This window comes from Streptomyces himastatinicus ATCC 53653, assembly GCF_000158915.1.
GTDB lineage: Bacteria > Actinomycetota > Actinomycetes > Streptomycetales > Streptomycetaceae > Streptomyces > Streptomyces himastatinicus.
The window spans coordinates 9,489,310-9,510,695 of sequence record NZ_GG657754.1; the positions used below are offsets into that span (position 1 = coordinate 9,489,310).

Below are 21,386 nucleotides of genomic sequence, written 5' to 3' on the forward strand. Positions count from 1 at the left end.
CTCCCTCGATATACGTAGCCAGATTTCGACTAAGCGTACGAAGCCGCAGGTCAGGCCCGCTTCCTAGGCTCTGGGGCATGGCTGAACACGTCGAACGAATCCCGCGCGCGCTGGGCGCGGCCATAGCCACGGCCGTCGCCGCCGGTCTGGCGCTGGGCGCCCTGGCCGCGCCCGCCGCCGGGGCCGCGGACGGCCGGACCGCCCAGGGTGCCGAGAAGCCCGGCCCCAAGGCCCACACCGGCTCGCCGGTGCGGGTGAACCAGGTCGGCTATCCGGCGCACGGACCCAAGAAGGGCACCGTCGTGACCGGCGCCACCCGGCCCCTGACGTGGACCCTCAAGGCGGCCGACGGCACCGAGCGGGCCGGTGGCGTCACCACCCCCGCCGGCGTCGACCCCAGCTCCCGGCAGCGCGTCCAGACCTTCGACTTCAGCAAGGTCACCGACGCGGGCGAGGGCTACACCATCACCATCGGCGGGCAGAAGAGCGAGCCGTTCACCATCGGTGACCACCTCTACGGCGCGCTGCGCGACGATTCGCTGGCGTACTTCTACCACAACCGCAGCGGCATCAAGATCGACAAGGATCTCGTCGGCGCCCGGCACGCCCGCCCCGCGGGCCATGACAAGGCCGCCGCACACGGTGGCGACACCGACGTCCCGTTCCGCTGGCACGGCTCCGACTACCGGCGGAATGTCTCCGGTGGCTGGTACGACGCCGGTGACCAGGGCAAATACGTCGTCAACGGCGGTATCTCCGTCGCCCAGCTGATGTCCGCCTACGAGCGCACCCGCACCACCCAGGGTGCCAGCGGCGACGCGCTGAGTGACGGCAAGCTGCGGGTGCCCGAACGCGGCAACGGCGTCCCGGACATCCTCGACGAGGCGCGCTGGGAGATGGACTTCCTCATGCGCATGCAGGTGCCCCAGGGCAAGCCGTACGCCGGAATGGCGTTCCACAAGATGCACGACAAGAAGTGGACCGGGTTCCCGACCCGCCCTGACCAGGACAAGCAGCCGCGGGTGCTGCGTCCGCCGTCCACCGCGGCCACCCTCAACCTGGCGGCCGCCGCCGCGCAGTGCGCCCGCCTCTTCCAGCCCTACGACCCGGACTACGCCGCCCGCTGCCTGGAGACGGCCCGCACCGCCTGGGCCGCGGCCAAGAAGCATCCGAAGATGTTCGCCAGCGACAAGGACTCCATCGGGGGCGGCGCGTACGGCGACCGCCACGTCGGCGACGAGTTCTACTGGGCCGCCGCCGAGCTGTTCCTCACCACCGGTGAGGACACCTACCGCACGGCCGTCCTCCGCTCACCGCTGCACGGCGACGTCGACGCGCTCTTCCCGCGCGGCGGCGCCCTGTCCTGGTCGGCGACCGCGGGCCTCGGCGCGCTCGACCTGGCCACCGTCCCCAGCAAGCTTGACCGCGAGCAGCGCGCCGCCGTGCGCGCGACGGTGACGAAGGCCGCCGACCGCTATGCCTCGGACTCCGCGAAGTCGGCCTACGGCGTTCCGTACGCGCCGAAGGGCGGAAAGTACGAGTGGGGCTCCAACAGCCAGGTGCTGAACAACATGGTCGTGCTCGCCACCGCGGACGGCCTGACCGGCGAGCCTCGCTACCGCGACGCGGTGCGGCGCGGCATGGACTATCTGCTGGGCGGCAATCCGCTCAACCAGTCCTATGTCACGGGCTACGGCGAACGGGACTCCCACCGTCAGCACCACCGCTTCTGGGCGCACCAGATCGACGCCAAGCTGCCCAGCCCGGCCCGCGGTTCGCTGGCCGGTGGCCCGAACTCCGGACTGGAGGACCCGGTCTCGGCCAAGAAGCTGAAGGGCTGCGCCCCGGCGATGTGCTACACCGACGACATCATGGCGTTCTCCACCAACGAGATCACCATCAACTGGAACGCGCCCCTGGCCTGGGTGTCCTCCTACCTCGACGACGTTGAGCATATGTCTGAGCGGCGGCCCTGACCGTGTGGCATCTGTTCATGGTGGCGCGATGCCCGCAGGCCTACCGTGTGCGGGCATACGCCACGGTCGAGCGCGTCGAGGAGGAGCCGGATGCGGGAGGTGCACACCCCCGACACGCTCGGTGAGCGGTACTTCGTCGTGATCGGCGGCGAGGTGGCGCGCAAGGTCTGCGGCTCCCTGCGGGCGGCCGGACACCGGGTGCGCCACTTCGCCCAGCCCACCGACGAGGATCTGCGCCAGGCGCTGGACCGCGAGGTGGCGGGTGTCGCGATCCTGCTCGAGGACGACGCCGAGTCCCTGCGCTACGCGCTCGCGGTGGAACACATCCACCCCAAGGTCACCCTCGTGGTGACGATCTTCGACCGGACCGTGGCCGACCAGCTGGTGCGAGTGGTCCCGAACTGCCAGGTCACCTCCCCGGCCGATGTGGCCGCGCCGGTCCTCCTGGCGGGCTGCCTCCAGCCCGATCTGCTCGCGCTCACCACGACGTCCTCGGGCCACGCGGGCGCCCGCTGGGACGGGGACACGGTGCGCCTCCAGCCGTACCGGCCGCCGCGTTCCCTGCGGTACCGGGCGTGGCTGGGGAAGTTCCGGGGGCAGCTGCGGCCTCATGACGGCAGTTCGCGGATCATGCTGATGGGCCTCGGCGGGCTGCTCGCCGTACTGCTGACCGACTGGGTCTGGCTGGTGGCCCTGCACCACCGCACCCCCGTCGAGGCGTTCTTCGAGGCGGCGCGCACCGTATCGGCCGTCGGCCCGGCGCTCGCGCACGGCTCGCACGCGTATCTGATGTTCTCCGGCCTCGCGATGCTCATCACCATCGTCTTCACCGCGGTCTTCACGGCCGGTGTGGTCGACCGGCTGCTCGCCCCGCGGGGGGTCGGCATCGTGGGCCCGCGCGCCCTGCCCCGGGGCGGCCATGTGGTCGTCGTCGGGCTCGGACAGGTGGGGCTGCGGCTGTGCACCCAGCTCCAGGACCTGGGCATCGGGGTGATCGCGGTCGAACGGAACCCGGCGGCCCCGAACCTCCGGCTGGCCAGGGCGCTCGGGGTGCCCGTCGTCGTCGCCGACGCCAAGGACAAGTTCGTGCTGCGCAAGCTCCGCCTCGGTCGGGCGCAGGCGATGGCCGCGGTGGCGTCCGACGACCTGGACAACATCGCCGTCTCGGTGGCGGCGCTGGCCGTCGCGCCCGAGCTGCGCGTGGTGATGCGCGCGGGCGACCACGAGGCCATCGCGGAGACCCGCTCGCTGTTCAAGATCGGTCTGGTGCACGATCTGGGCAGCCTGAGCGCCGCGTACACCACCGCGAGCCTGACCGGGCTCCAGCCGCGCGGTGTGCTGGCCCACGGCAAGCGGCTCCTGGTGGAGGGCGGGGACGGGGCGTTCGTGCCGTGGCCGCAGCCGGAGCGCTGCGGCCACCCCTGACCTCAGCGGTTCACACCAGCCGTACGGTGAGCGTGTCCCGGGAGTACGACGGCACGGCGGTGTACGTGTGCCCCTCAGCGCGGACCCTGATGGCGGCGAACCGGCCGTGCAGCCCGCCGCGGGCGTGCAGCACCCTGATGCGGGTGTGCCGGGCGGGGGAGTGGCGGCCGTCCAGCCGGATGTCCAGGACGCTGCCGTCGCCGAGCACGGCGGACCGGGCCACCGTGAGCGCGGGCGTACCGCCATCGCCGGTGGCTGCAACCACCCCCAGCGTGGCGCCGGAGGCCACACGGACGTCGCCCGCGCCCAGGGCTTCCGGCGACCCCGCGACCAGGGTTCCCGCCTCGACGCGGGTGCCGCCGACGTAGCGGTTGCGGCCGGTGAGGGTCAGGGTGCCGGTGCCCCGTTTGACCAGGCCGCCGTCGCCGGTGATGTCGTTGCGCCAGGTGTCGGCCGCGCTGAAGCCACCGTCGTCCGCGTCCATCTCCACGCGTACGTCGCGGTCGAAGGCCCCGTAACCGTCCGCCGCCGCGAAGAGGTTGAGCCGCCCCCACTGCTCGGGCCCCTCCAGCAGGGCGTATCCGGAGGGGAGGGCGGTGGTGCGCAGCACCTCCCGGCGCTGGTGCGCGGTGAGATAGGGCAGCCGGGTCTCGATGAGCACTTCGGCGCCCCTGGGCACGGTCATCTGGCGGTGTCCGCCGCCCCTGGGCAGGATGTAGGTCAGCCGCGGGGTGAACGCCCGTGCGTTGGCGGCGCGATCGGCGTACGGGTCGGTGTCCGTGCCCGCCGAGTGCGCGTAGTCCCAGAGCGTGTCGGCCGTGGTGCCGGTCCGGGAGTGGAGGTAATCGGCGGCCTGCCGCCGCGCGGCGGCCTTGAGCCCGGCGTTGGCCGGGTCGTACAGCGCCGCGGCGGCCAGCGCGGTGGCCAGGATGCGGCCGCCGACGACATCGAGGGCGGAGTGCATGCCGGACACGATCCGGGTGTGGGAGGCCGCGGAGGCATGGGTCAGCAGTTCCTGGAACCGCTCGGGTATGGCGTAGGCCAGCGCGAGACCGGCCAGGTACAGCGCGTTGGTGTGACCGCTCGGGAAACCACCGTCCTCGGCCGGTGTGCTGCCGCGCTGACGCAGCAACTGCGGGGTGACGGCCACCTCGGATGCGTAGACGGGGAAGCCGAAGGCGTCCGTGGCGCCGGTGGCGACGACCTCGCTGTGCTCCGTCATCCGCCAGGGACGCGGGTACTGGTAGCCGTACTTGGCGGGGTTGCCCGACGCGTACGGGCCGCGCAGCGTCCGCACGAGCCGCACGACGTCGCCCAGGTCCGAGTCGGTGGCCCCGGCCCCGATGGCGGAACCGGCGGGCGCGCCGGGTGGTACGTCGTCGCTGACCGTGGTGGCGGGGGTGGTGTCCGGGGCGCTGGTGATGCTGGTGACGGCCTTGGCGCCGGTGCGGTAGACCTCGGTGAGCGGGCCGAGGCCGCCGGTGGCCGCGTAACTCTGGTCCTGGCGGTCGTAGATGAAGGATTCCCGCGCCTGGGCGTCGGTGCGCCGCGTGGTGAGGGCGATCGAGTAGCGCATGTTGGCGCGCAGCACACCGGCCGCGAGCGGGGTGCCGTTGTTCCAGGCCGTGCCGGTGTGCCAGAGCCGCTGCACACCGCTGAGGATGCGGAGGGCCGCGTTGGTCTCGGGGGTGAGGTTGTCGGTGGTGTTGGTCCGGTAGTCGTCGACGAAGGCCGTGAGGGTCTGCTCGGCCCTCTCCGCCGCCCGGGCCAGGGGGCCGGGCAGGAGGGCTAACGCCGTCGGGACGGTGATCAGGCCGGCCGGGACCGCGGCGGAACGCCGGAGGAAACCCCTGCGGTCCAGGGTGGGTCCCGCGGACCGGCCGGGGGAGGTACGCGCCGTCATGCTGCCCTCGCGATTCTCGTCGTAAGCGCTTGCTGAAGACTTGACGCGACGGAAGTGTAGAGGGCCTCCGCGGCACGGGGCGCCGGGAGGCGGCGGTTGTCGTGGGGTGTGCGGCGCGGGGTCAGCCCGCGGAGGGGTTGCGGATGGCCGCGATGTCGAACTGGAGGCGGACCTTCTCGCTCACCATGGCCCCGCCCTGGGCCAGTTTGGCGCTGTAGGTCAGGCCCCAGTCGGAGCGGTTGATGGTGGTGGTGCCGTCGAAGCCGACGCGCTCGTCGCCGAAGGGGTCGGTGACATGGCCGATGTAGGTCAGCTCCAGGACCACCGGGCGGGTGGCGTCTCTCATGGTGAGGTCGCCGGTCATGCGGTACACGTCCTGGCCCACCAGCTCCACCTCGCGGCTGCGGAAGCTGATGCGCGGGTAGGCCCGGGCGTCCAGGAAGTCGCGGCTCATCAGATGGGCGTCCCGCTGCTCGACACCGGTGTCGACGCTGCCGCTGGACAGCACGATCTCGGCCCGGGAGCGGGACGGGTCTCGGCCGTCGAAGTAGAGGAGGCTCTCATATTCGGTGAACGCGCCGCGCACCGTGGTCACCATGGCGTGCCGGACCGAGAAACCGATCCTGCTGTGCGCCGCGTCGATGATCCATTCCCCGGTGAGGGCCGACAGCCCGGGAGTCGCCTCGGCGGCGTGATCGGGGGCGGCCGGGGCGTCCTGGGCCGCCGTGGAACGGGGCAAGAGGCTGCGAGTAAAAAGTTTCATGGGGCATCTAGTTACTGCAAGGGTGAGTTTCGCTGCAAGTCCTGTTCTGGAACCGACCCGGGACTGTGAACGTCACCCTACCGCCCGGCCCGTAATTCCCCTCGCGACGACCGGCCTTGTCGTCGCGGCTCCGGCACCGGGTCTTCACATGTCAACGGCCGCACCGGAGTGTCGGATGACGGTGAATCAGTGGACGAAACGCTCTTTGCGCACCGGGCGTCGCGCCGAATTCCGGTACCGATGCTTAAGCTTTGAGCTACCCGCCGTCACCCTTCATTTGATTTCTTCAAAATATCTCCACGATCCCGTCCGGCCATGGTGGATCGTGTGGGGGTGCCGTCATCCCCGGCCCAGCCAGGTGGTCAGGGCCCACCACCAGTGCAGGGTGTCCAGCGGTCCGCCGCGGCCGTCGGGGCGGGTGTCGGTCAGCGAGGTGCCGGTGATCTGCTGGAACCGGCCGAGCCGGTAGCGGATGGTGTTGGGGTGGGTGAACAGGGTCGCCGCGGTCTGGTCCAGGCGGCGGCCGTTGTCGAGGAACGTCAGCGCGGTGAGCGCCAGCTGCCGGTGAAACGCGTCCGACGGGTCGAGGCCGCCCAGGAGCCGGCCGCTCAGGTGCGAGCCCAGCAGCGGCTGGTCCGCCACGGCGATCTCCGCGGCGAAGTCGGTGAGTTCGTACCATCCGTGCCGCCCCGCCGCCGCGCCGAGGTCCACGGCGCGGACGCAGAGCCGGTACAGCGGGCGCAACTGGTCCAGGGGAGCCGCCGGAGAGGCCACGATCAGGCCCTCCAGGTCGCCGTCCTGCGGCAGCCGGGGACACAGCCCCACCACCCGCCCCTCGACCAGTCCGGACACCCCGCGCAGCGCGGAGAGGCGGCGCATCAGGCGCTGGGCGTGCCCGGGCCCGGTGGCCTCGGCGACGAGGCAGTGGTGCGGGCCGTGGCCGTCCTCGGCCGGGATTCCGGCCCTGGCCAACTCCTCGGCGCGGGGGACGACTCCGTCGACCAGCACCTGCCGCAGCAGCCTGCCGCGCAGCCCGCTCGTCTCGTGCTCCGGTCCCCGCTCGGCCGCGTGGTACCCGTTGATGACATGGCGCTCGATGGCGTCGCCGTACTCCTTCAGCCGCAGGATCACCGGGAGCAGCGCGCTGTCGGGCACCCCGGACGTACGGCAGCGGTCGACGCTGATCTCCACGGCCCGGGTGAGCGCGGCCTGCACACCGCGCAGCACGGCGGTCACCGGCACGCCCTGACCGGCCCGGTCGGCGCCCAGTAACAGGGCGGTGGTGAAGTCCTGTTCCTCGACCCGGTCGAAGGTGCTGAACCACGCCCCGGCCGCACGGATCATCGCGAGGACATGGGAGCGGGTCTCCGCCTCGGTCAGCCGGGCCACCTCGGGGGAGTGGGCGCGCGCCGCGCGCACGAGTTCGCCGCACACGTCCGCGTCGAGGGCCATGGCCCGCAGGATCTCGGTGACCGGCTCACGCTCGTGGACGACGGCCATGCGCCCCTCTTCTCTGGCGCTGTCGCCGGGACACAACGAAGCGGTGACCGCGTTGGCGCCCAGCTACTACCGCGCCGCTGTGCCGACCTGATTTCCTGTGCGCTACCGACGGTAACAGCGCGGCCGTCGCGGTGACAGCCATCGCGTCAGTCCGCGCTGCCCCCACGCCTCGCGCACCGTCCGCATTTCACCGGGAGGGCCGCTCATGGAGAACCCCGCATCCCCGACGTCGATCACCCGGCGCCGCGCCCTGACGGTGGCCGGAGGTGTGCTCGCGGCAGCGGCCGTCGAGCAGACGGTCCCCGCCTTCGCGGCCGGGGCCTCGTCCGCGGACGACGCGGACGCGATCGTGGTCGGCCACGGGCTCGCCGGACTGGTCGCGACGGCGGAACTGGCGGCTGCGGGCCGCAAGGTGCTGCTCCTGGACCAGGAGCCGGAGAGCAATGTGGGCGGGCAGGCGTTCTGGTCCTTCGGCGGGCTGTTCTTCGTGGACTCCGAAGAGCAGCGTCTGATGGGCATCAAGGACTCCCACGAACTGGCCTGGCAGGACTGGCTGGGCACGGCCGGATTCGACCGCGGCGTGGACGATCCGCGCGGCCAGGACCACTGGGCCCACAAGTGGGCCGAGGCGTACGTCGACTTCGCGGGCGGCGAGAAGCGGTCCTGGCTCCATGGGCTCGGGGTGCGCTGGTTCCCGATCGTCGGCTGGGCCGAGCGCGGCGGCGGTCTCGCGGACGGGCACGGCAACTCGGTGCCCCGCTTCCACGTCACCTGGGGCACCGGACCGGCCGTGGTCGAGCCGTTCGAGAAGAAGGTACGGGCCGCGGTGGCGGACGGCCGGGTGGTGTTCAAGCACCGGCACCGCGTGGACGAGATCGTCACGACCGGCGGCACCGTGACCGGTGTCCGCGGCGCGGTCCTGGAGCCGAGCAACGCCCAGCGCGGCAAGGCCAGCTCCCGCACCGTGGTCGGCGACTTCGAGCTGAGCGCCCCGGTGGTGGTCGTCACCTCCGGCGGCATCGGCGCCAACCACGATCTCGTACGCCAGAACTGGCCGTCCCGCCTGGGCACTCCGCCCAAGCGCATGATCACCGGCGTCCCGGCGTACGTGGACGGACGCATGCTCGCCATCACCGAGAAGGCGGGCGGACGCATCGTCAACCCCGACCGGATGTGGCACTACACCGAGGGCCTGAAGAACTACGACCCGATCTGGGCCGACCACGGCATCCGGATCCTGCCGGGCCCGTCCTCGATGTGGTTCGACGCCAAGGGCAAGCGCTTCTCCGCCCCCGACCTCCCCGGCTACGACACCCTCAGCACCCTGAAGACGATCACCGACTCCGGCTACGACTACTCCTGGTTCGTCACCACGCAGAAGATCATCGCGAAGGAGTTCGCGCTCTCCGGCTCCGAGCAGAACCCGGACCTCACCAACAAGGACATCCTCCAGCTCCTCTCGCGCATCTGGCAGACCCCCGAGCCGATCGAGAAGTTCAAGAAGAACGGCGTCGACTTCGTCGTCGCGACGACGCTGCCCGAACTGGTCCGCGGGATGAACAAGCTGACCGGGGACAACCTCATCGACCTGGCCGACCTCAAGCGGCAGATCGACGCGCGGGACCGGGAGATCGACAACCCGTACACCAAGGACGTCCAGGTCATGGGCATCCGCAACGCGCTCGCCTACCCCGGGGACACCCTGAGCCGCACCGCCTCGGCGCACAAGATCATGGACTCCGGTGCCGGACCGCTGATCGCCGTACGCCTCAACATCCTCACCCGTAAGACCCTCGGCGGCCTCCAGACCGATCTGTCAGGGCGTGTCCTGGGCGCCACCGGCGAGCCGGTCCCCGGGCTGTACGCGGCGGGGGAGGCCGCGGGATTCGGCGGCGGCGGTGTCCATGGATACCGCTCCCTGGAAGGCACATTCCTGGGCGGCTGCCTGTTCTCGGGCCGTCGGACGGGGCGGGCCGCGGCGGACGCCACCGCGACCTGACCCTTCACACAGGCAGACGCCCCTTGCTGCGCATGGCGGCGCGGACGCGCTCCTCGGCCAGTCCGCGCCCGGCCGTGTGCGGAGTCGTGCCACGGCGCTCGGCCTCGTCCAGGACGGTGACCGCGTTCGCGCGCAGCCGACCGGAGATCGTCTCGAAGATGGTGCTGGTCTCGGGCCGGAAGCCGGAGTAGCGGGCGTCCATGGCGAACGCGGCGGCGACGACACCGCCGGCGTTGGCCACGAAGTCGGGCAGCACGGTGATGCCGCGCCCGGCGAGGATCTCCTGGGCCGTCGGCGAGGTGGGCAGATTGGCGCCCTCGACCACCAGTCCGGCCTTGATCAGGTGGGCCGTACGGTCGTCGATGACGTCCTGGAGGGCGGCGGGCACCAGGATGTCGCAGTCGACGGCGAGTTCCTGGCCGGAGGCGAGCGCCTCGCCCTGGGCGTGCCGGACGACGAAGTCGTCGCCGTGCTCCTCGCGGGCGGCGAGCAGGGAGCGTACGTCCAGCCCGCCGGGGTCGTGCAGCGCACCGCGGGCCGTGGACACGGCCACGACGGTGGCGCCCAGTTCGGCGAACCGCGCCGCAGCGGCGGCGCCCACCGCGCCGAACCCCTGGATGGCCACCCGGCAGCCGGACAGGGACAGCCCGCCGCGCTGCGCGGCGGCGTCGGTGGCCTCGGCGATACCGTAGCCCGTGACCCCGAGCTTGTCGTAGGCGACGCCGCCCAGGTGTTCCGGGGTGCCGACGGCCGCGCCGCGGTCCCCCAGTTCGTCCTGGATGATGGCGGCGTCGCTCTCGGTCAGCCCCATGTCCAGCCCCATGACGTACTCGCGGGGCACCTCGTTGGACAGCGCGCGGGCGAACGCGCGCAGGATCGCCTCCTTGTCGCGGGAGGCGGGATCGGCGGCGATGCCCGCCTTGGCGCCGCCGTAGAAGAGGTCGACACCGGCCCACTTCCACGTCATGACGCGGGCCAGACGGGCGACTTCCCCGACCGTCACCGTGGGGCTCATCCGGGTTCCGCCCTTGCCGATGCCCCGGGCCGTGTTGTCGATGACCAGCACGCCCTTCATGCCGGTGCGCCGTTGGGAGACGACGACGATCTTCTCGGGACCCCAGTCGTCGACGAGGGAGAGTGCGTCAGCCACGTCTGTCTGTCCTTCTCCGTAGATCGGTGGATCCGTGGTCCACCTCACGATGTGGCCGGTGGCCCCGCCCCACAAGGGTCAGCAGGACGACAGAATTGATACCGGGGCGCAAGGAACGCTTATGCTCACCCGCTCCCGAAGGAGCGGCTACGCCGACCCGCCCAGCCCCGTCTGCGCCACGGCGCGCAGGACGTCGACGAGCGCCACCACGGTGGGCCGCCGCTCCGCGGCGCAGCGGAAGACCACGACGATGTGCCGCTCGACCGTCTCGCGCAGCCGCACCACATCGAAGCGCGAGGGCCGCAGCCTGAGCATCAGATCCGTCACCGTGCTCACCCCCACCCCCGCCTCCACCAGCGCCAGGGTCGCCGCGGTGTCCGTCACCTCGTGCAGCACCTCGGGTTCGACGCCCGCCCGGCGGAACGCGGTGCGCACGGCCCGCCCGTAATAGCTCTCGGCGGACGGCAGGATCCACCCCAGACCTCGGGTCTGCGCCATGGTGACGCTCTCCCGGCGGTCCATCGAACCGGTCGGCACCGCGAGCGAGAAGCGCTCCCGGTGCAGCCGCATCACCCGCAGCGCCGGATCGCGCGGGATCGGTACGTCCGGATAGTCGAGGCCCAGCGCGAGATCCACGGCCCCGGAGGCCACCGCGTCGTACACCTCGTCCACGTCCATGTCACGGCTGTGGACCGTCAGCCCCGGATGCTCCTCGCGCGCCGTGCGCAGGGCCGGGGGCAGGATCTCGGCGGCGGCCGTGGCGAACAGGCCGACCAGCAGCGTGCCCGAGGCGTCGTTGCGGGTGCGCTCCAGCGCCTCGACGGCCTCGGCCTCCGTGGACAGGATCCGCTCGGCGTGCCGGGCCAGCGTCATCCCCGCGTCGGTCAGCTCCACTCTGCGCCCGGTCCGCCGCAGCAGCTCCATACCGGTGGCCTTCTCCAGCGCCGCGATCTGCTGCGAGACCCCGCCGGGGGTATATCCCAGGGACTCCGCGACCGCGGTGATGGTGCCGCGCCGGGTCAGTTCGACGAGGGAACGTAGCTGGGCACTCGTCCAGTCCATATAGGAACCCTAATAGATCACGAGCAATAACTGTTCATAGACGTCAACGGTCGGGGTGCTGCACGATGACCGGCAGATAGCTGATCGGCATCGTCCTGCACTGCGACAGCCGCGGCGCGCCGCACCGGAGATCCTTCTGGCCCGGCGCCCGCCTCGGGAAGGGACCGGCCACTTGTCCTCCTCGCCCTCTTCGCCCTCCTCGTCCTCCTTCCACACCGTTCCGCCCGCCGCCGACGTCGTGATCATCGGCGGCGGGGTCATGGGCACCAGCGCCGCGTTCCACCTGGCCGAGGCCGGAGTGGCGAACATCGTCGTCGTCGAACGCGGCGAGCTGGGCTGCGGCAGCTCCGGCAAGCCCATCGGCGGCGTCCGCGCCCAGTTCTCCGACCCGCTCAACATCCAGCTGGGGAGCAGGAGCCTGCGCGCCTACCAGGACTTCCCGCACCGTCCCGGCGCCGACATCCGGCTCGACAGCGTCGGCTACCTCTTCCTGCTCACCAGCGAGCAGCAGGCCACGGACTTCGAGGCGTGCGTCAGGACCCAGAACGCCCTCGACGTGCCGAGCCGCATGATCGGCCCGAAGGAGGCACAACGGTTGTGCCCCTACGTCAGCACCGAAGGGCTCGTGGCCGCCGTCCACTCGCCCACCGACGGCCACGCCCGCCCCGGTCTGGTCATCGACGGCTACGCGCGCGCCGCGTCCCGGGCGGGTGTCACGTTCGCCACGCACACCGCCGTCACCGCCATCGACACCGCGGGCGACCGGATCACCACCGTGCACACCGACCGCGGGCCGATCTCCTGCGCCACCGTCATCTGCACCGCGGGCGCCTGGTCGGCGCAGATCGGGGACATGCTGGGCGTCCACCTCCCGGTGCGCCCGGTGCGCCGTCAGGTGGCCTTCACCGCCCCGCTCACCCCGCCCGCCCCGCGCATCCCCTTCACGATCGACTTCGCGTCCACGGCCTACTTCCACAACAGCGACGACGGGCTGCTGTTCGGCCTCGCCGACCCCGGCCAGGCAGACGGCTACGACACCACCTGGACCCCGGAGTGGCTGGAGCTGTTCCGCGCCGCCGCACGGCGCCAGGCCCCGGCCCTGGCCGATATGGAGACGGCCGACGGCTGGGCCGGGCTCTACGAGATCACTCCGGACCACAACGCCCTGATCGGCCGTTCCGGCGAACTCGGGAACTTCCTTTACGCGACCGGGTTTTCCGGGCATGGCTTCCTCCAGGCCCCGGCGGTCGGTGAGATCGTCCGTGACCTGTACCTGGACCGCACACCGTTCGTCGATGTCACACCGTTCAGCGCCGACCGCTTCATGACCGGGGCCGCAACGCGTCCCGAAGCGCATGTGGTGTGAACCGCCAACTGGTGTGGACCGCCAACCGAAAGGCAGCACTCTCGATGACCAGCCGGACACTCAGCCAGTGGCAGCTGCGCGCCGCGTTCGCCGCCCGGCTCTCGGACATGTACGGGCGGGAGGTCCCCGCCTACACCACCCTCGTGGACGTCTCCCGCGAGGTCAACGACGACGTGCTGCGCGCCCGGGGCGCCGACGCCGAGCGGCTGGGCTCCATCAGCCGGGTCACCGCCGAGCGCCACGGCGCGATCCGGGTCGGCACCCCCCAGGAGATGAGCCAGGTCGCGCGCGTCTTCGGCGCCCTCGGCATGCGCCCGACCGGCTTCTACGACCTGCGCGAGGCCGCCGCCAGCGCGGTGCCCGTCATCTCCACCGCCTTCCGCCCCACCGACGGCGAGGAGCTGGCGCGGAACCCGTTCCGCGTCTTCACCTCCATGCTCACCCCCGCCGACCCGCGGTTCTTCGACGACGATCTGCGCGCCCGCCTGGAAACCTTCCTCGCCGGGCGCGAGCTGTTCCCCCCGGAGCTGCTCGCCCTCGCCGACCGGACCGAAGCCGAGGGCGAACTGCCCGAGGCGGAGGCCGAACACTTCCTCCAGCTGGCCGTACGCGCCTTCGAGCTGTCCACCGAGCCGATCGACCAGGGCTGGTACGCGACGCTGGAGCGGGTCTCCGCCGTCGCCGCCGACATCGGCGGCGTCCGCAGCACCCACATCAACCACCTCACCCCCCGCGTGCTGGACATCGACGAGCTGTACCGGCGCATGACCGACCGCGGCATCGAGATGATCGACACCATCCAGGGCCCCCCGCACTGGGACGGCCCCGATGTGCTGCTGCGCCAGACGTCCTTCCGCGCCCTCGCCGAACCCCGGGCCATGCGCACCGCCGAAGGCGAGGTGACCAGCGGGGCCCTGCGGGTGCGGTTCGGCGAGGTCGAGGCGCGCGGCATCGCCCTCACCCGCGAGGGCCGCGCCCTCTACGACCGGCTGCTGACCCGGATCGACCAGGAGGCCGCCGCCCGCCCCGACGCGGACCGCGGTGACCTCGCCCGTGCGCTGTGGGCGGAACACCTCCCCGCCACCGAACGGCGCCTCGCCGAGGAGGAATTGGCCTACTTCACCTACCACGTGGTGCCCGACCGGCCACGGGACGGCAGCCGTCCGCCCGCCGACATCGGCGAGCTGGTGGACCGGGGCTGGCTGCGCGCCGAACCCATCGTCTACGAGGACTTCCTGCCCCGCTCCGCGGCCGGCATCTTCCAGTCCAACCTCACCGGCGAGGGCGCACGCAACAACGACCACGCGGGCACCGCCTACGACAGCGCCTGGCTGTCCGGCGCCATCGGCCGCGACGTCCTCGACCCCTTCGCCCTCTACGAGCGGCAGCAGAACGACTCCATCGCCCGGGCCGCCCGCGAGCTGCAACTCGACGGCGCGCTCGGCTGAAACAGCCCACACTCTCCGAGGGAGCAACTATGACCAGCACCGCCCTTCCCACCACCGAGGACCTGCGCGGCCGGGCCCGCACCGCCCTGGAGCGCGTCGGCGTGACCGTCCCGGAGGGCGGCGGCCTCACCGCGCGCACCCCGATCACCGGCGACCCTCTCTTCGAGCTGGCCGCAGCCACCCCGGCCGACACCGAGGAGGCCATCGCCGCCTCCCGCGCGGCCTTCCTCACCTGGCGCACCACCCCCGCCCCCCGGCGCGGTGAACTCGTGCGCCGCCTGGGCGAGTTGCTGCGCGACCACAAGAGCGACCTGGGCGACCTCATCACCATCGAGGCGGGCAAGATCCGCTCCGAGGCGCTGGGCGAGGTCCAGGAAATGATCGACATCTGTGACTTCGCCGTCGGCCTCTCCCGCCAGCTCTACGGCCGCACCATCGCCTCCGAACGCCCCGGCCACCGGCTCGCCGAAACCTGGCATCCGCTCGGCGTGGTCGGCGTCATCTCCGCGTTCAACTTCCCCGCCGCCGTCTGGTCCTGGAACACTGCCGTCGCCCTGGCCTGCGGTGACACCGTGATCTGGAAGCCCTCCGACCTCACCCCGCTGATCTCCCTGGCCTGCGACCGGCTCCTCGCCCAGGCCGCCGAGGACGTCGGCGCGCCCCGCGACGTCCACCGGCTGCTGCTCGGAGACCGTGCCGTCGGCGAGAAGCTCGTGGACGACCCCCGCGTCGCCCTCGTCAGCGCCACCGGCTCCACCCGCATGGGCCGCGAGGTCGGCCCCCGCGTCGCCGCCCGCTTCGGCCGCAGCCTGCTCGAACTCGGCGGCAACAACGCCGCGATCGTCGCGCCCTCCGCCGACCTCGACCTCGCCGTCCAGGGCATCGTGTTCGCCGCGGCCGGCACCGCCGGGCAGCGCTGTACGACGCTGCGCCGCCTCATCGTCCACCGCGACATCGCCGACACCCTCATCGCCCGGCTCACCGCCGCCTACAACAAGCTCCCCATCGGCAACCCCTTCGACGAGGACACCCTCGTCGGCCCGCTCATCTCCCCCGCGGCCCTCGACGGCATGCAGAGCGCCCTCACCCGCGTCCAGGCCGAGGGCGGCAAGGTCCTGGCGGGCGGCAACCGTCGCCTGGCCGAGGCGCTCCCGCGGGCCGCCTACGCCGAACCCGTCATCGTCCGCGTGGACGAACAGAGCGAGGTCGTCCGGGAGGAGACCTTCGCCCCGATCCTCTACGTCCTGACGTACGACACCCTCGAGGAGGCCATCGCCCTGCACAACGACGTCCCGCAGGGCCTGTCGTCCAGCATCTTCACCCGCGACCAGCAGGAAGCCGAACTCTTCCTCTCCGCCGAGGGCTCCGACTGCGGCATCGCCAACGTCAACATCGGCACCTCCGGCGCCGAGATCGGCGGCGCCTTCGGCGGCGAGAAGGAAACCGGCGGCGGCCGCGAGTCCGGCTCCGACTCCTGGCGCGCCTACATGCGCCCGGCCACCAACACCATCAATTACTCCAGCCAGTTGGCCCTCGCCCAGAACGTCAGCTTCCTCTGACGCCACGCCCTCCCCCAACTCGGGCCCGCGGACCAGCGCCACGAGCAGGCACCGGGCTAAGGTTGCCACCAGTATCGGAAGCGTCACTCACGCGGCAGCGCGTGGGACAGGGCCGTGCCCATGCAACGGGTGGAAAACGGGCGGAGCCTCGGGGAGGGCGAATGACGAGACGGCAGGTACCGGCGTTGCCGAGGTACCGGAACGACGCGGTGACGCGGCGCCTGTGTGCCGCAGCGCATCTGGACGAGCGCTTCGCGCGCCAGGTGGGTGAGGAGCTGAGCGGGGACCGGATGACCGCGATCGGGCTGCCGCTCGGGGTCAACCTGGTGGCGCTCGTACGGCACGCCCGGATGGGCGCCCGGCGTATGGAGGCGCGGGACCGTCGGCTCGGCTGGCTCTTCGTCGGCTTGTGGGCAGCGGTGGTGGTCGCACTGTACGGATCCGTCGACGGGTCGTCCGTCGCCGCGGTGGCGGGTGGCGGCGCGGCGCTCGTCGTCATCGCTGCCGCGTGGTGGCTGGTGTACGCCGCGGAGAGCCAGGCCCGGAGCGCCGCGCAGGAGGTGTTCCGGGCAGGGGGGAAAGCCGAGGATCTCGCGCCGCCGGCCCCGCCCGAGGCCGAAGCCCGGCTGCTGGAAATGAAGAAGACCAACGTCGTGCCGTACACCGCGAGTGCCGAACGTACCAACCCCTTCGTGGGCAGCGGCGACAAGATCAAGGAAGTGGTCTGGCAGCCCATCGACGTCAGCCGGCCGGCCGAAGCCCCGGGCGGCGGCAAGCTGGCCATCAAGCCCTTCGACGCGGTGGACCTGCACACCTACGTCGCGAAGGAAATGGCGAACATCGCCGGGCTCGAAGGGCTGCGGGCGAGGAACCGGCTGTACGTCATGGGCAATCATGTCCAGCACCTCGGCCCGGACCTGCTGCCCGACCCGTTGGGCAGGCCGCGTGTCCAGATCCCCAAGCAACTGGTGCGGGCGGGACTGCTGAATCCGGGCGCCGGAATGCGCACGTATCTGAGTCTGGAGCGGGTCGGCGACGGCGGACGGGTCATCGTGTCGATGCATCTGCGGGCCCGACTGCAGAGCCCCAGCCTGTCGTGGGAGGTCGCGGCGTACGGGATTCCCCCGGTGAGCGCGGTCTACAGCGTCGTGGACCGTTTGCCGATCGACGGCCTCGAACGCTGGTGGAGCCTGCTGCGGTTCGCGACCGGGCAGGTTTGGCCGGCGTTGCGCGGTGCTCTCGGCCGTAACCACCGGCGTGGTGCGGCTCGGAACCGCAGGGCGCGTGAGCTGGAGAAGTGGCGCAGGGAGATCACCAAGCGGCATGCCATCCACGACTACGGGGCCGTTGACAGCGTGCGCGAACGCGTCGCTTCCTGGAACCAGTTGGGTCACTCCGACCGCATGGACTCCCAGGACTTCCTTCACCGCCTCCAGCAGGGTGTGTTGATCGCGACCGAGCGGTTCCTCAAGGACCACAATGTCGATACCAGCTCCTTCGACCAGGCCCAGCAAGTCATCAATACCCAGACATACAATTTCTCCGGAGATGTCACCGGTCCCAGCAACTTCGGCAACAACGGGCAGATCGCCGCATCTTACGGTCAGGGCCAGCCGTCAGGGGCCCCCGGAGGTGCGGCCGGGCACGTCGGTGGAGGCCCCTGACCCCGGCTGGCGCTGCCCGGTGCGGCGTACCGACAGCACGTCACGAGATGATGTGCGGTTCATGTCCACGACCAGGAGTACTGATGAGCACGTTCAATTTCCACGGTGACATCTCGGGCCCGAGCAATTTCGGTGACGGTGGCAAGATCGAGGTCCATCACCACGGCGCGAGTCCGGCCGAGGCGCTGCACTTGGCGACCGAGCTCATCCGTCAACTGCGCACCGAAGGTCAGCCGTCGCTCGCCGAGCAGGCGGAGGTGGTGCGCGGTGAGCTGTTGCAGGCCGAGCAGGAGCAGCGCCCCGCCGACCAGGGGCGGGTCCGGAAGGCGCTGGAAATGATCTCGCTGGGGCTCACCACCGGCAGCGGAGGGCTGGCCCTCGCCCAGGAGCTGGGGCGGGTCATCGGAGTGTGAACCGGGGCCGGGGAGCCACGGCGGCTCCCCGGCCGCGCTACTTCGGCTCTACGACGGCCTGGGCACCGTCGAGGTCAAGCTCCATCCCGGAGCGGAGCGGAACGGTCTGGCCGGGCTCGATGTGCTGGGTCGTACCGTCCGAACGCGTCCCCGTCCACGCCGTTGCGGAACGGTTGACGAGGCCGAACTTACCCGGTTTCTGCGGATGTTCGACGAGCTCGGCGACACACGTGGCGTCGCTGTAGTCGTGCCGCGTGGGCTCGGGCACCAGATGGTGGGCGTGTACCCGGGCGCCGCGACGTAGCCGGACATGGCGCTCGGCGCGCGGCGGGGGAGTGGTGAGTACCAGCCGGGGTGGCAGCACCAGGTCCTTTCCGCACGACCAGCAGGCCCCCGCGGTGGTCTCCTCGGGCTGGGGCATGTTCTGCCGCCCGCAGTGCGCACAGTCCACGACCGAGTCCAGCACTGCCCGCAGTGCGTCCCGCCACTGGGACTCCCGCACCCGGGCCGCCGGATCCCGCAGACCGGTGGTGAAATTGTGCGTGAACAGGTCCTTCAGCGCGTCGGGAGCGGCGCCCCAGGTGTGCAGGACGGTGGATTGCTCGACCGGGTCGGGTGCGTTCGAGCTGTCCTGCGGGTCGAAGACGAACAGCGGCTGCCTGCCGTACAACTTCCGCTCCGCCGCCTCGTCCAGACAGCGGATCGCCAGCTCCTGACTGCCCTTCAGCGGGTGGTGGTTCATGAGCAGCATGAACAGCAGTACCGAAAGGGAGTGCAGATCAGTCTGTGTGCCGGGCCTGGCGCCAGATTCCCCGCGCACCAGCTCCGGTGCCATGAACTCCATGGTCCCGGAGATTCCGCTGGCGTCGCCCTCCACCACCGCGTTGTCGTTGTCGCATACCAGGACGTCACCGGTGGTGGGGTCGAAGAAGATGTTCCCCCAGGAGATGTCCCGGTAGGCGATGCCCCGGGAGTGCAGCGCCTGGTACGCCTCCACCATGTAGAGCCCCGCGGTCAGCAGGGCGCGCGGCGTGGTCCGCAGCTGCCTTCTGAACAGCGCGGGCAGCCCCTTGAAGCGGTCCGGACGGATGTCCATCAGATAGCCGAAGGCGTCCTGCCGTGTGCCCCGCACGAACGCCGACGGCCACAGGAACCGGTCGTCGTCGAAGTCCCGGGCGACCAGCTCCTGGACGATCTCCTCCTGCGCCTGCGTCGCGCAACTCGGGTAGTACCACTTGAGCGCCTTGTCACCGACAGCCGTGGCTACGCGATATACCTCGCCCTGACCGCCGGCTCCGAGAAGGCCGGTGATGTGGAGCTCTTCGCCGCCGTCTGCGGTGAGGCGGGCACCGGTGTCGAGCATGCCGCTCATTGTCTCTCCGTTGTCTGTCGTCCGGCGTGTGCCGACTCTGTGTCCTGCTCCGGCCGTCGGCCGGCCGCCATGGTGGTGTCGTCGCCCGAATACTGCGCGGCCTTGGCCAGCCACTCGGGCAACACGGTCTGTACGCTCTCCAGCCCCCCTTCCGAACACCGGGTGTCGAGTCCGGTCATGAACTCGACGAAGCCCTCGTCGGCCGCGAAGCTCTTGGACAGACCGTCCGTGGACAGTGCGATGAGCCGCGGCATGCGGTCCCGTTCCACGATGGGCGCCCAGTGCATCCGTACCAGACGCCATGCCTCATGGCTGCACAGCGACTCCGTCTCGTCGCCGATCTCCGCCTCTGCCGGAGCGAGCGGCTGCTCCACCCTGCTGTCGTGCTCGATGACGGTGAGTTCCCCGTCGCCGAGCTGCCAGGCCGCGAACAGCCGTGGGGTCAGCACGGCGCCGATCAGCGTGGCCCCGTACAGCAGCAGCTTCTGTCCGTCGGTGGGCGGCGCGGTTACGGCCCCTGAAGAGCCCTCGTCCAGCTCATATTGGCGCTGCCAGTGTCCCAGCACATTGCGCTGCCACTCGGAGACCAGTCGGCGCGGCATCACATCGCGGGCATAGTTCATCAGCCAGCTGAGACTGCGCGTTCCTCCGAGGCCGTCCACGTTCGTGAAGGCCGCGAACTCCCGGGCGTGAGCGGCGAAGAGGTCCACCGCGCGCCGAGCCCCGACATCGCTGCGGGCATGCCGTGCCGAGCCGTGTCCGTCGGCTACCGCGAGGACCAGAGGATCCGCCTGGGTACCGCACCCCTCGGCCGTGTACCAGTCCTGATTACGCTGCTTGTTGGCACCGCGGGCGGATGCGCTGAGTGTTTCCCAGTGCAGCGGGTAGGGCTGGTTCACCACACGTCGTCATCGTCGTCGTCCAGCACCGGCGGAGCGTACGGCAGCGGCTTGGACAGGGTGTCGGAGGACGCCGCGACCGGCTGTGAGGCCGCCTTCACCGCGGCGGTCGACGCCCAGCGGATCGCGGCCGCGAGCTGCTTGGGGCTGTTGGCGTCCAGCGGCCGCAGCTCCGGGTTGCCGAGGAACTCCTGCAACACGTTCCGGTCGGCGTCCTCGCCGATGGCGATGGCCACCCGCACTGCCTTCCGGCCCCAGGGCGTGGCGTCGATGGCCTTCAGCCCGGCCTTCCAGTCGTCCGTCGGCACACCGTCGGAGACCAGCGCCAGCACCGGCTTCAGCGCGCGTTGCGGCATCGGCGGGGTCTGAAGTTCGCGCGACACCAGATCCAGCGCCTCGCCGAGGTTGGTCATCCCGTCCACCTGTACGTCCTGCCAGGTGAAGTCGTCCACGGGGACGGGGTTCTTGTGATGCCACTGGGCCGTGGTGGAGAAGGTGAGCGTACGGAGCAGCAGCTGCGCCGCGGGATTGTCGTGCGCCACGGAGCGCATCTCCGGGATCGCCTCCCGGATGGCGTAGTTGAGCCGTGCGATCTTCTCGCCCTGCATGGAGTACGAGCAGTCCAGCAGCCAGATGAAGTGGACCGGCCGGTTGGCCATCGGCCCGCCGGGGATGTCACTCACGTCGTGTCCCTTTCGTTTCGTCGTTCCCGCCCGGACCGGTGTCAGCCGCCGAGCTCATGTACCAGGTACCGGGCCAGTGCCACGGCCAAGACCACCGTTGCCGCCATGGCCGTGAACAGCAGGCCGAGCAGCAGCCTGCGCCACCGCGCGATGTGCCGTGTCACTGTTGTCATCCCGCCCCCGATCTCCGTTCGTTCGCATGGT

17 protein-coding genes are annotated in these 21,386 nt (G+C 71.0%); 8 read left to right on the forward strand and 9 right to left on the reverse strand.

Annotation, left to right across the window (positions count from 1 at the left end):
* Positions 1–77 precede the first annotated feature (77 nt).
* The gene (locus tag SSOG_RS40135; RefSeq protein WP_009720045.1) at positions 78–1,976 is read left to right on the forward strand and encodes a glycoside hydrolase family 9 protein; all 1,899 of its coding nucleotides are present in this window, start codon (positions 78–80) and stop codon (positions 1,974–1,976) included.
* Positions 1,977–2,066: 90 nt separating this feature from the next.
* On the forward strand, positions 2,067–3,401 hold the full coding sequence (locus SSOG_RS40140) for an NAD-binding protein (RefSeq protein WP_245606484.1): 1,335 nt from the start codon (positions 2,067–2,069) through the stop codon (positions 3,399–3,401).
* A gap of 10 nt (positions 3,402–3,411) precedes the next feature.
* Here the strand turns inward: SSOG_RS40140 and SSOG_RS40145 are convergent, their stop codons facing one another.
* From SSOG_RS40145 to SSOG_RS40155, 3 genes are all read right to left on the reverse strand, one after another.
* A complete protein-coding gene (locus tag SSOG_RS40145; protein ID WP_009720047.1) occupies positions 3,412–5,304 on the reverse strand; it encodes a phosphatase PAP2 family protein in 1,893 nt (630 codons plus the stop codon).
* Positions 5,305–5,425: 121 nt separating this feature from the next.
* Positions 5,426–6,067 (reverse strand): YceI family protein, encoded by a 642-nt coding sequence (locus SSOG_RS40150; RefSeq protein WP_009720048.1) that lies wholly within the window; start codon positions 6,065–6,067, stop codon positions 5,426–5,428.
* Positions 6,068–6,406: 339 nt separating this feature from the next.
* Positions 6,407–7,567: a PucR family transcriptional regulator gene (locus tag SSOG_RS40155; RefSeq protein WP_039939851.1), complete on the reverse strand. Its 1,161-nt coding sequence runs from the start codon at positions 7,565–7,567 to the stop codon at positions 6,407–6,409.
* 205 nt (positions 7,568–7,772) lie between these two features.
* On the opposite strand from SSOG_RS40155, the gene SSOG_RS40160 reads away from it, so the two are divergent.
* The gene (locus tag SSOG_RS40160; protein WP_039939853.1) at positions 7,773–9,566 is read left to right on the forward strand and encodes an FAD-binding dehydrogenase; all 1,794 of its coding nucleotides are present in this window, start codon (positions 7,773–7,775) and stop codon (positions 9,564–9,566) included.
* 4 nt (positions 9,567–9,570) lie between these two features.
* Here the strand turns inward: SSOG_RS40160 and SSOG_RS40165 are convergent, their stop codons facing one another.
* Positions 9,571–10,716, reverse strand: a complete 1,146-nt coding sequence (locus SSOG_RS40165; RefSeq protein WP_009720051.1) for a Glu/Leu/Phe/Val family dehydrogenase — start codon at positions 10,714–10,716, stop codon at positions 9,571–9,573.
* Positions 10,717–10,863: 147 nt separating this feature from the next.
* Positions 10,864–11,778, reverse strand: a complete 915-nt coding sequence (locus tag SSOG_RS40170; RefSeq protein WP_009720052.1) for a LysR substrate-binding domain-containing protein — start codon at positions 11,776–11,778, stop codon at positions 10,864–10,866.
* A gap of 172 nt (positions 11,779–11,950) precedes the next feature.
* Between SSOG_RS40170 and SSOG_RS40175 the strand changes: the two genes are divergently transcribed.
* The 5 genes from SSOG_RS40175 (at position 11,951) to SSOG_RS40195 (ending at position 18,228) form a co-directional block, all read left to right on the forward strand.
* Positions 11,951–13,144, forward strand: coding sequence for an NAD(P)/FAD-dependent oxidoreductase (locus SSOG_RS40175; RefSeq protein WP_009720053.1), 1,194 nt, complete (start codon positions 11,951–11,953; stop codon positions 13,142–13,144).
* A 44-nt stretch (positions 13,145–13,188) separates the two neighbouring features.
* A complete protein-coding gene (hglS, locus tag SSOG_RS40180) occupies positions 13,189–14,592 on the forward strand; it encodes a 2-oxoadipate dioxygenase/decarboxylase (RefSeq protein WP_009720054.1) in 1,404 nt (467 codons plus the stop codon).
* Between the two features lie 29 nt (positions 14,593–14,621).
* Positions 14,622–16,151 (forward strand): L-piperidine-6-carboxylate dehydrogenase, encoded by a 1,530-nt coding sequence (amaB, locus tag SSOG_RS40185; protein ID WP_009720055.1) that lies wholly within the window; start codon positions 14,622–14,624, stop codon positions 16,149–16,151.
* 290 nt (positions 16,152–16,441) lie between these two features.
* A complete protein-coding gene (locus SSOG_RS40190) occupies positions 16,442–17,815 on the forward strand; it encodes a hypothetical protein (RefSeq protein WP_245606486.1) in 1,374 nt (457 codons plus the stop codon).
* 83 nt (positions 17,816–17,898) lie between these two features.
* On the forward strand, positions 17,899–18,228 hold the full coding sequence (locus SSOG_RS40195) for a hypothetical protein (protein ID WP_039939858.1): 330 nt from the start codon (positions 17,899–17,901) through the stop codon (positions 18,226–18,228).
* A gap of 37 nt (positions 18,229–18,265) precedes the next feature.
* Here the strand turns inward: SSOG_RS40195 and SSOG_RS40200 are convergent, their stop codons facing one another.
* From SSOG_RS40200 to SSOG_RS57695, 4 genes are all read right to left on the reverse strand, one after another.
* Positions 18,266–19,600: a serine/threonine protein kinase gene (locus tag SSOG_RS40200; RefSeq protein ID WP_009720058.1), complete on the reverse strand. Its 1,335-nt coding sequence runs from the start codon at positions 19,598–19,600 to the stop codon at positions 18,266–18,268.
* Positions 19,597–20,502: a protein phosphatase 2C domain-containing protein gene (locus SSOG_RS40205; protein WP_009720059.1), complete on the reverse strand. Its 906-nt coding sequence runs from the start codon at positions 20,500–20,502 to the stop codon at positions 19,597–19,599. Before SSOG_RS40205 ends, SSOG_RS40200 begins: the two co-directional genes overlap by 4 nt.
* The gene (locus SSOG_RS40210) at positions 20,496–21,158 is read right to left on the reverse strand and encodes a vWA domain-containing protein (protein WP_039942557.1); all 663 of its coding nucleotides are present in this window, start codon (positions 21,156–21,158) and stop codon (positions 20,496–20,498) included. Before SSOG_RS40210 ends, SSOG_RS40205 begins: the two co-directional genes overlap by 7 nt.
* Positions 21,159–21,223: 65 nt before the next feature.
* Positions 21,224–21,355, reverse strand: coding sequence for a hypothetical protein (locus SSOG_RS57695; protein WP_281048161.1), 132 nt, complete (start codon positions 21,353–21,355; stop codon positions 21,224–21,226).
* Positions 21,356–21,386: the final 31 nt, after the last annotated feature.

What these genes read in the sequence shown, in the direction of transcription:
- SSOG_RS40160 (WP_039939853.1), top strand. Translation starts at nt 7,773, where the DNA reads ATGGAGAACCCCGCATCCCCGACGTCGATCACCCGGCGCCGCGCCCTG.
- SSOG_RS40135 (WP_009720045.1), top strand. Translation starts at nt 78, where the DNA reads ATGGCTGAACACGTCGAACGAATCCCGCGCGCGCTGGGCGCGGCCATA.
- SSOG_RS40155 (WP_039939851.1), bottom strand. Translation starts at nt 7,567, where the DNA reads ATGGCCGTCGTCCACGAGCGTGAGCCGGTCACCGAGATCCTGCGGGCC.
- SSOG_RS40145 (WP_009720047.1), bottom strand. Translation starts at nt 5,304, where the DNA reads ATGACGGCGCGTACCTCCCCCGGCCGGTCCGCGGGACCCACCCTGGAC.
- SSOG_RS40195 (WP_039939858.1), top strand. Translation starts at nt 17,899, where the DNA reads ATGAGCACGTTCAATTTCCACGGTGACATCTCGGGCCCGAGCAATTTC.
- hglS (WP_009720054.1), top strand. Translation starts at nt 13,189, where the DNA reads ATGACCAGCCGGACACTCAGCCAGTGGCAGCTGCGCGCCGCGTTCGCC.
- SSOG_RS40200 (WP_009720058.1), bottom strand. Translation starts at nt 19,600, where the DNA reads ATGAGCGGCATGCTCGACACCGGTGCCCGCCTCACCGCAGACGGCGGC.
- SSOG_RS40210 (WP_039942557.1), bottom strand. Translation starts at nt 21,158, where the DNA reads ATGGCCAACCGGCCGGTCCACTTCATCTGGCTGCTGGACTGCTCGTAC.
- SSOG_RS40150 (WP_009720048.1), bottom strand. Translation starts at nt 6,067, where the DNA reads ATGAAACTTTTTACTCGCAGCCTCTTGCCCCGTTCCACGGCGGCCCAG.
- amaB (WP_009720055.1), top strand. Translation starts at nt 14,622, where the DNA reads ATGACCAGCACCGCCCTTCCCACCACCGAGGACCTGCGCGGCCGGGCC.
- SSOG_RS57695 (WP_281048161.1), bottom strand. Translation starts at nt 21,355, where the DNA reads ATGACAACAGTGACACGGCACATCGCGCGGTGGCGCAGGCTGCTGCTC.
- SSOG_RS40140 (WP_245606484.1), top strand. Translation starts at nt 2,067, where the DNA reads ATGCGGGAGGTGCACACCCCCGACACGCTCGGTGAGCGGTACTTCGTC.
- SSOG_RS40170 (WP_009720052.1), bottom strand. Translation starts at nt 11,778, where the DNA reads ATGGACTGGACGAGTGCCCAGCTACGTTCCCTCGTCGAACTGACCCGG.
- SSOG_RS40190 (WP_245606486.1), top strand. Translation starts at nt 16,442, where the DNA reads ATGACCGCGATCGGGCTGCCGCTCGGGGTCAACCTGGTGGCGCTCGTA.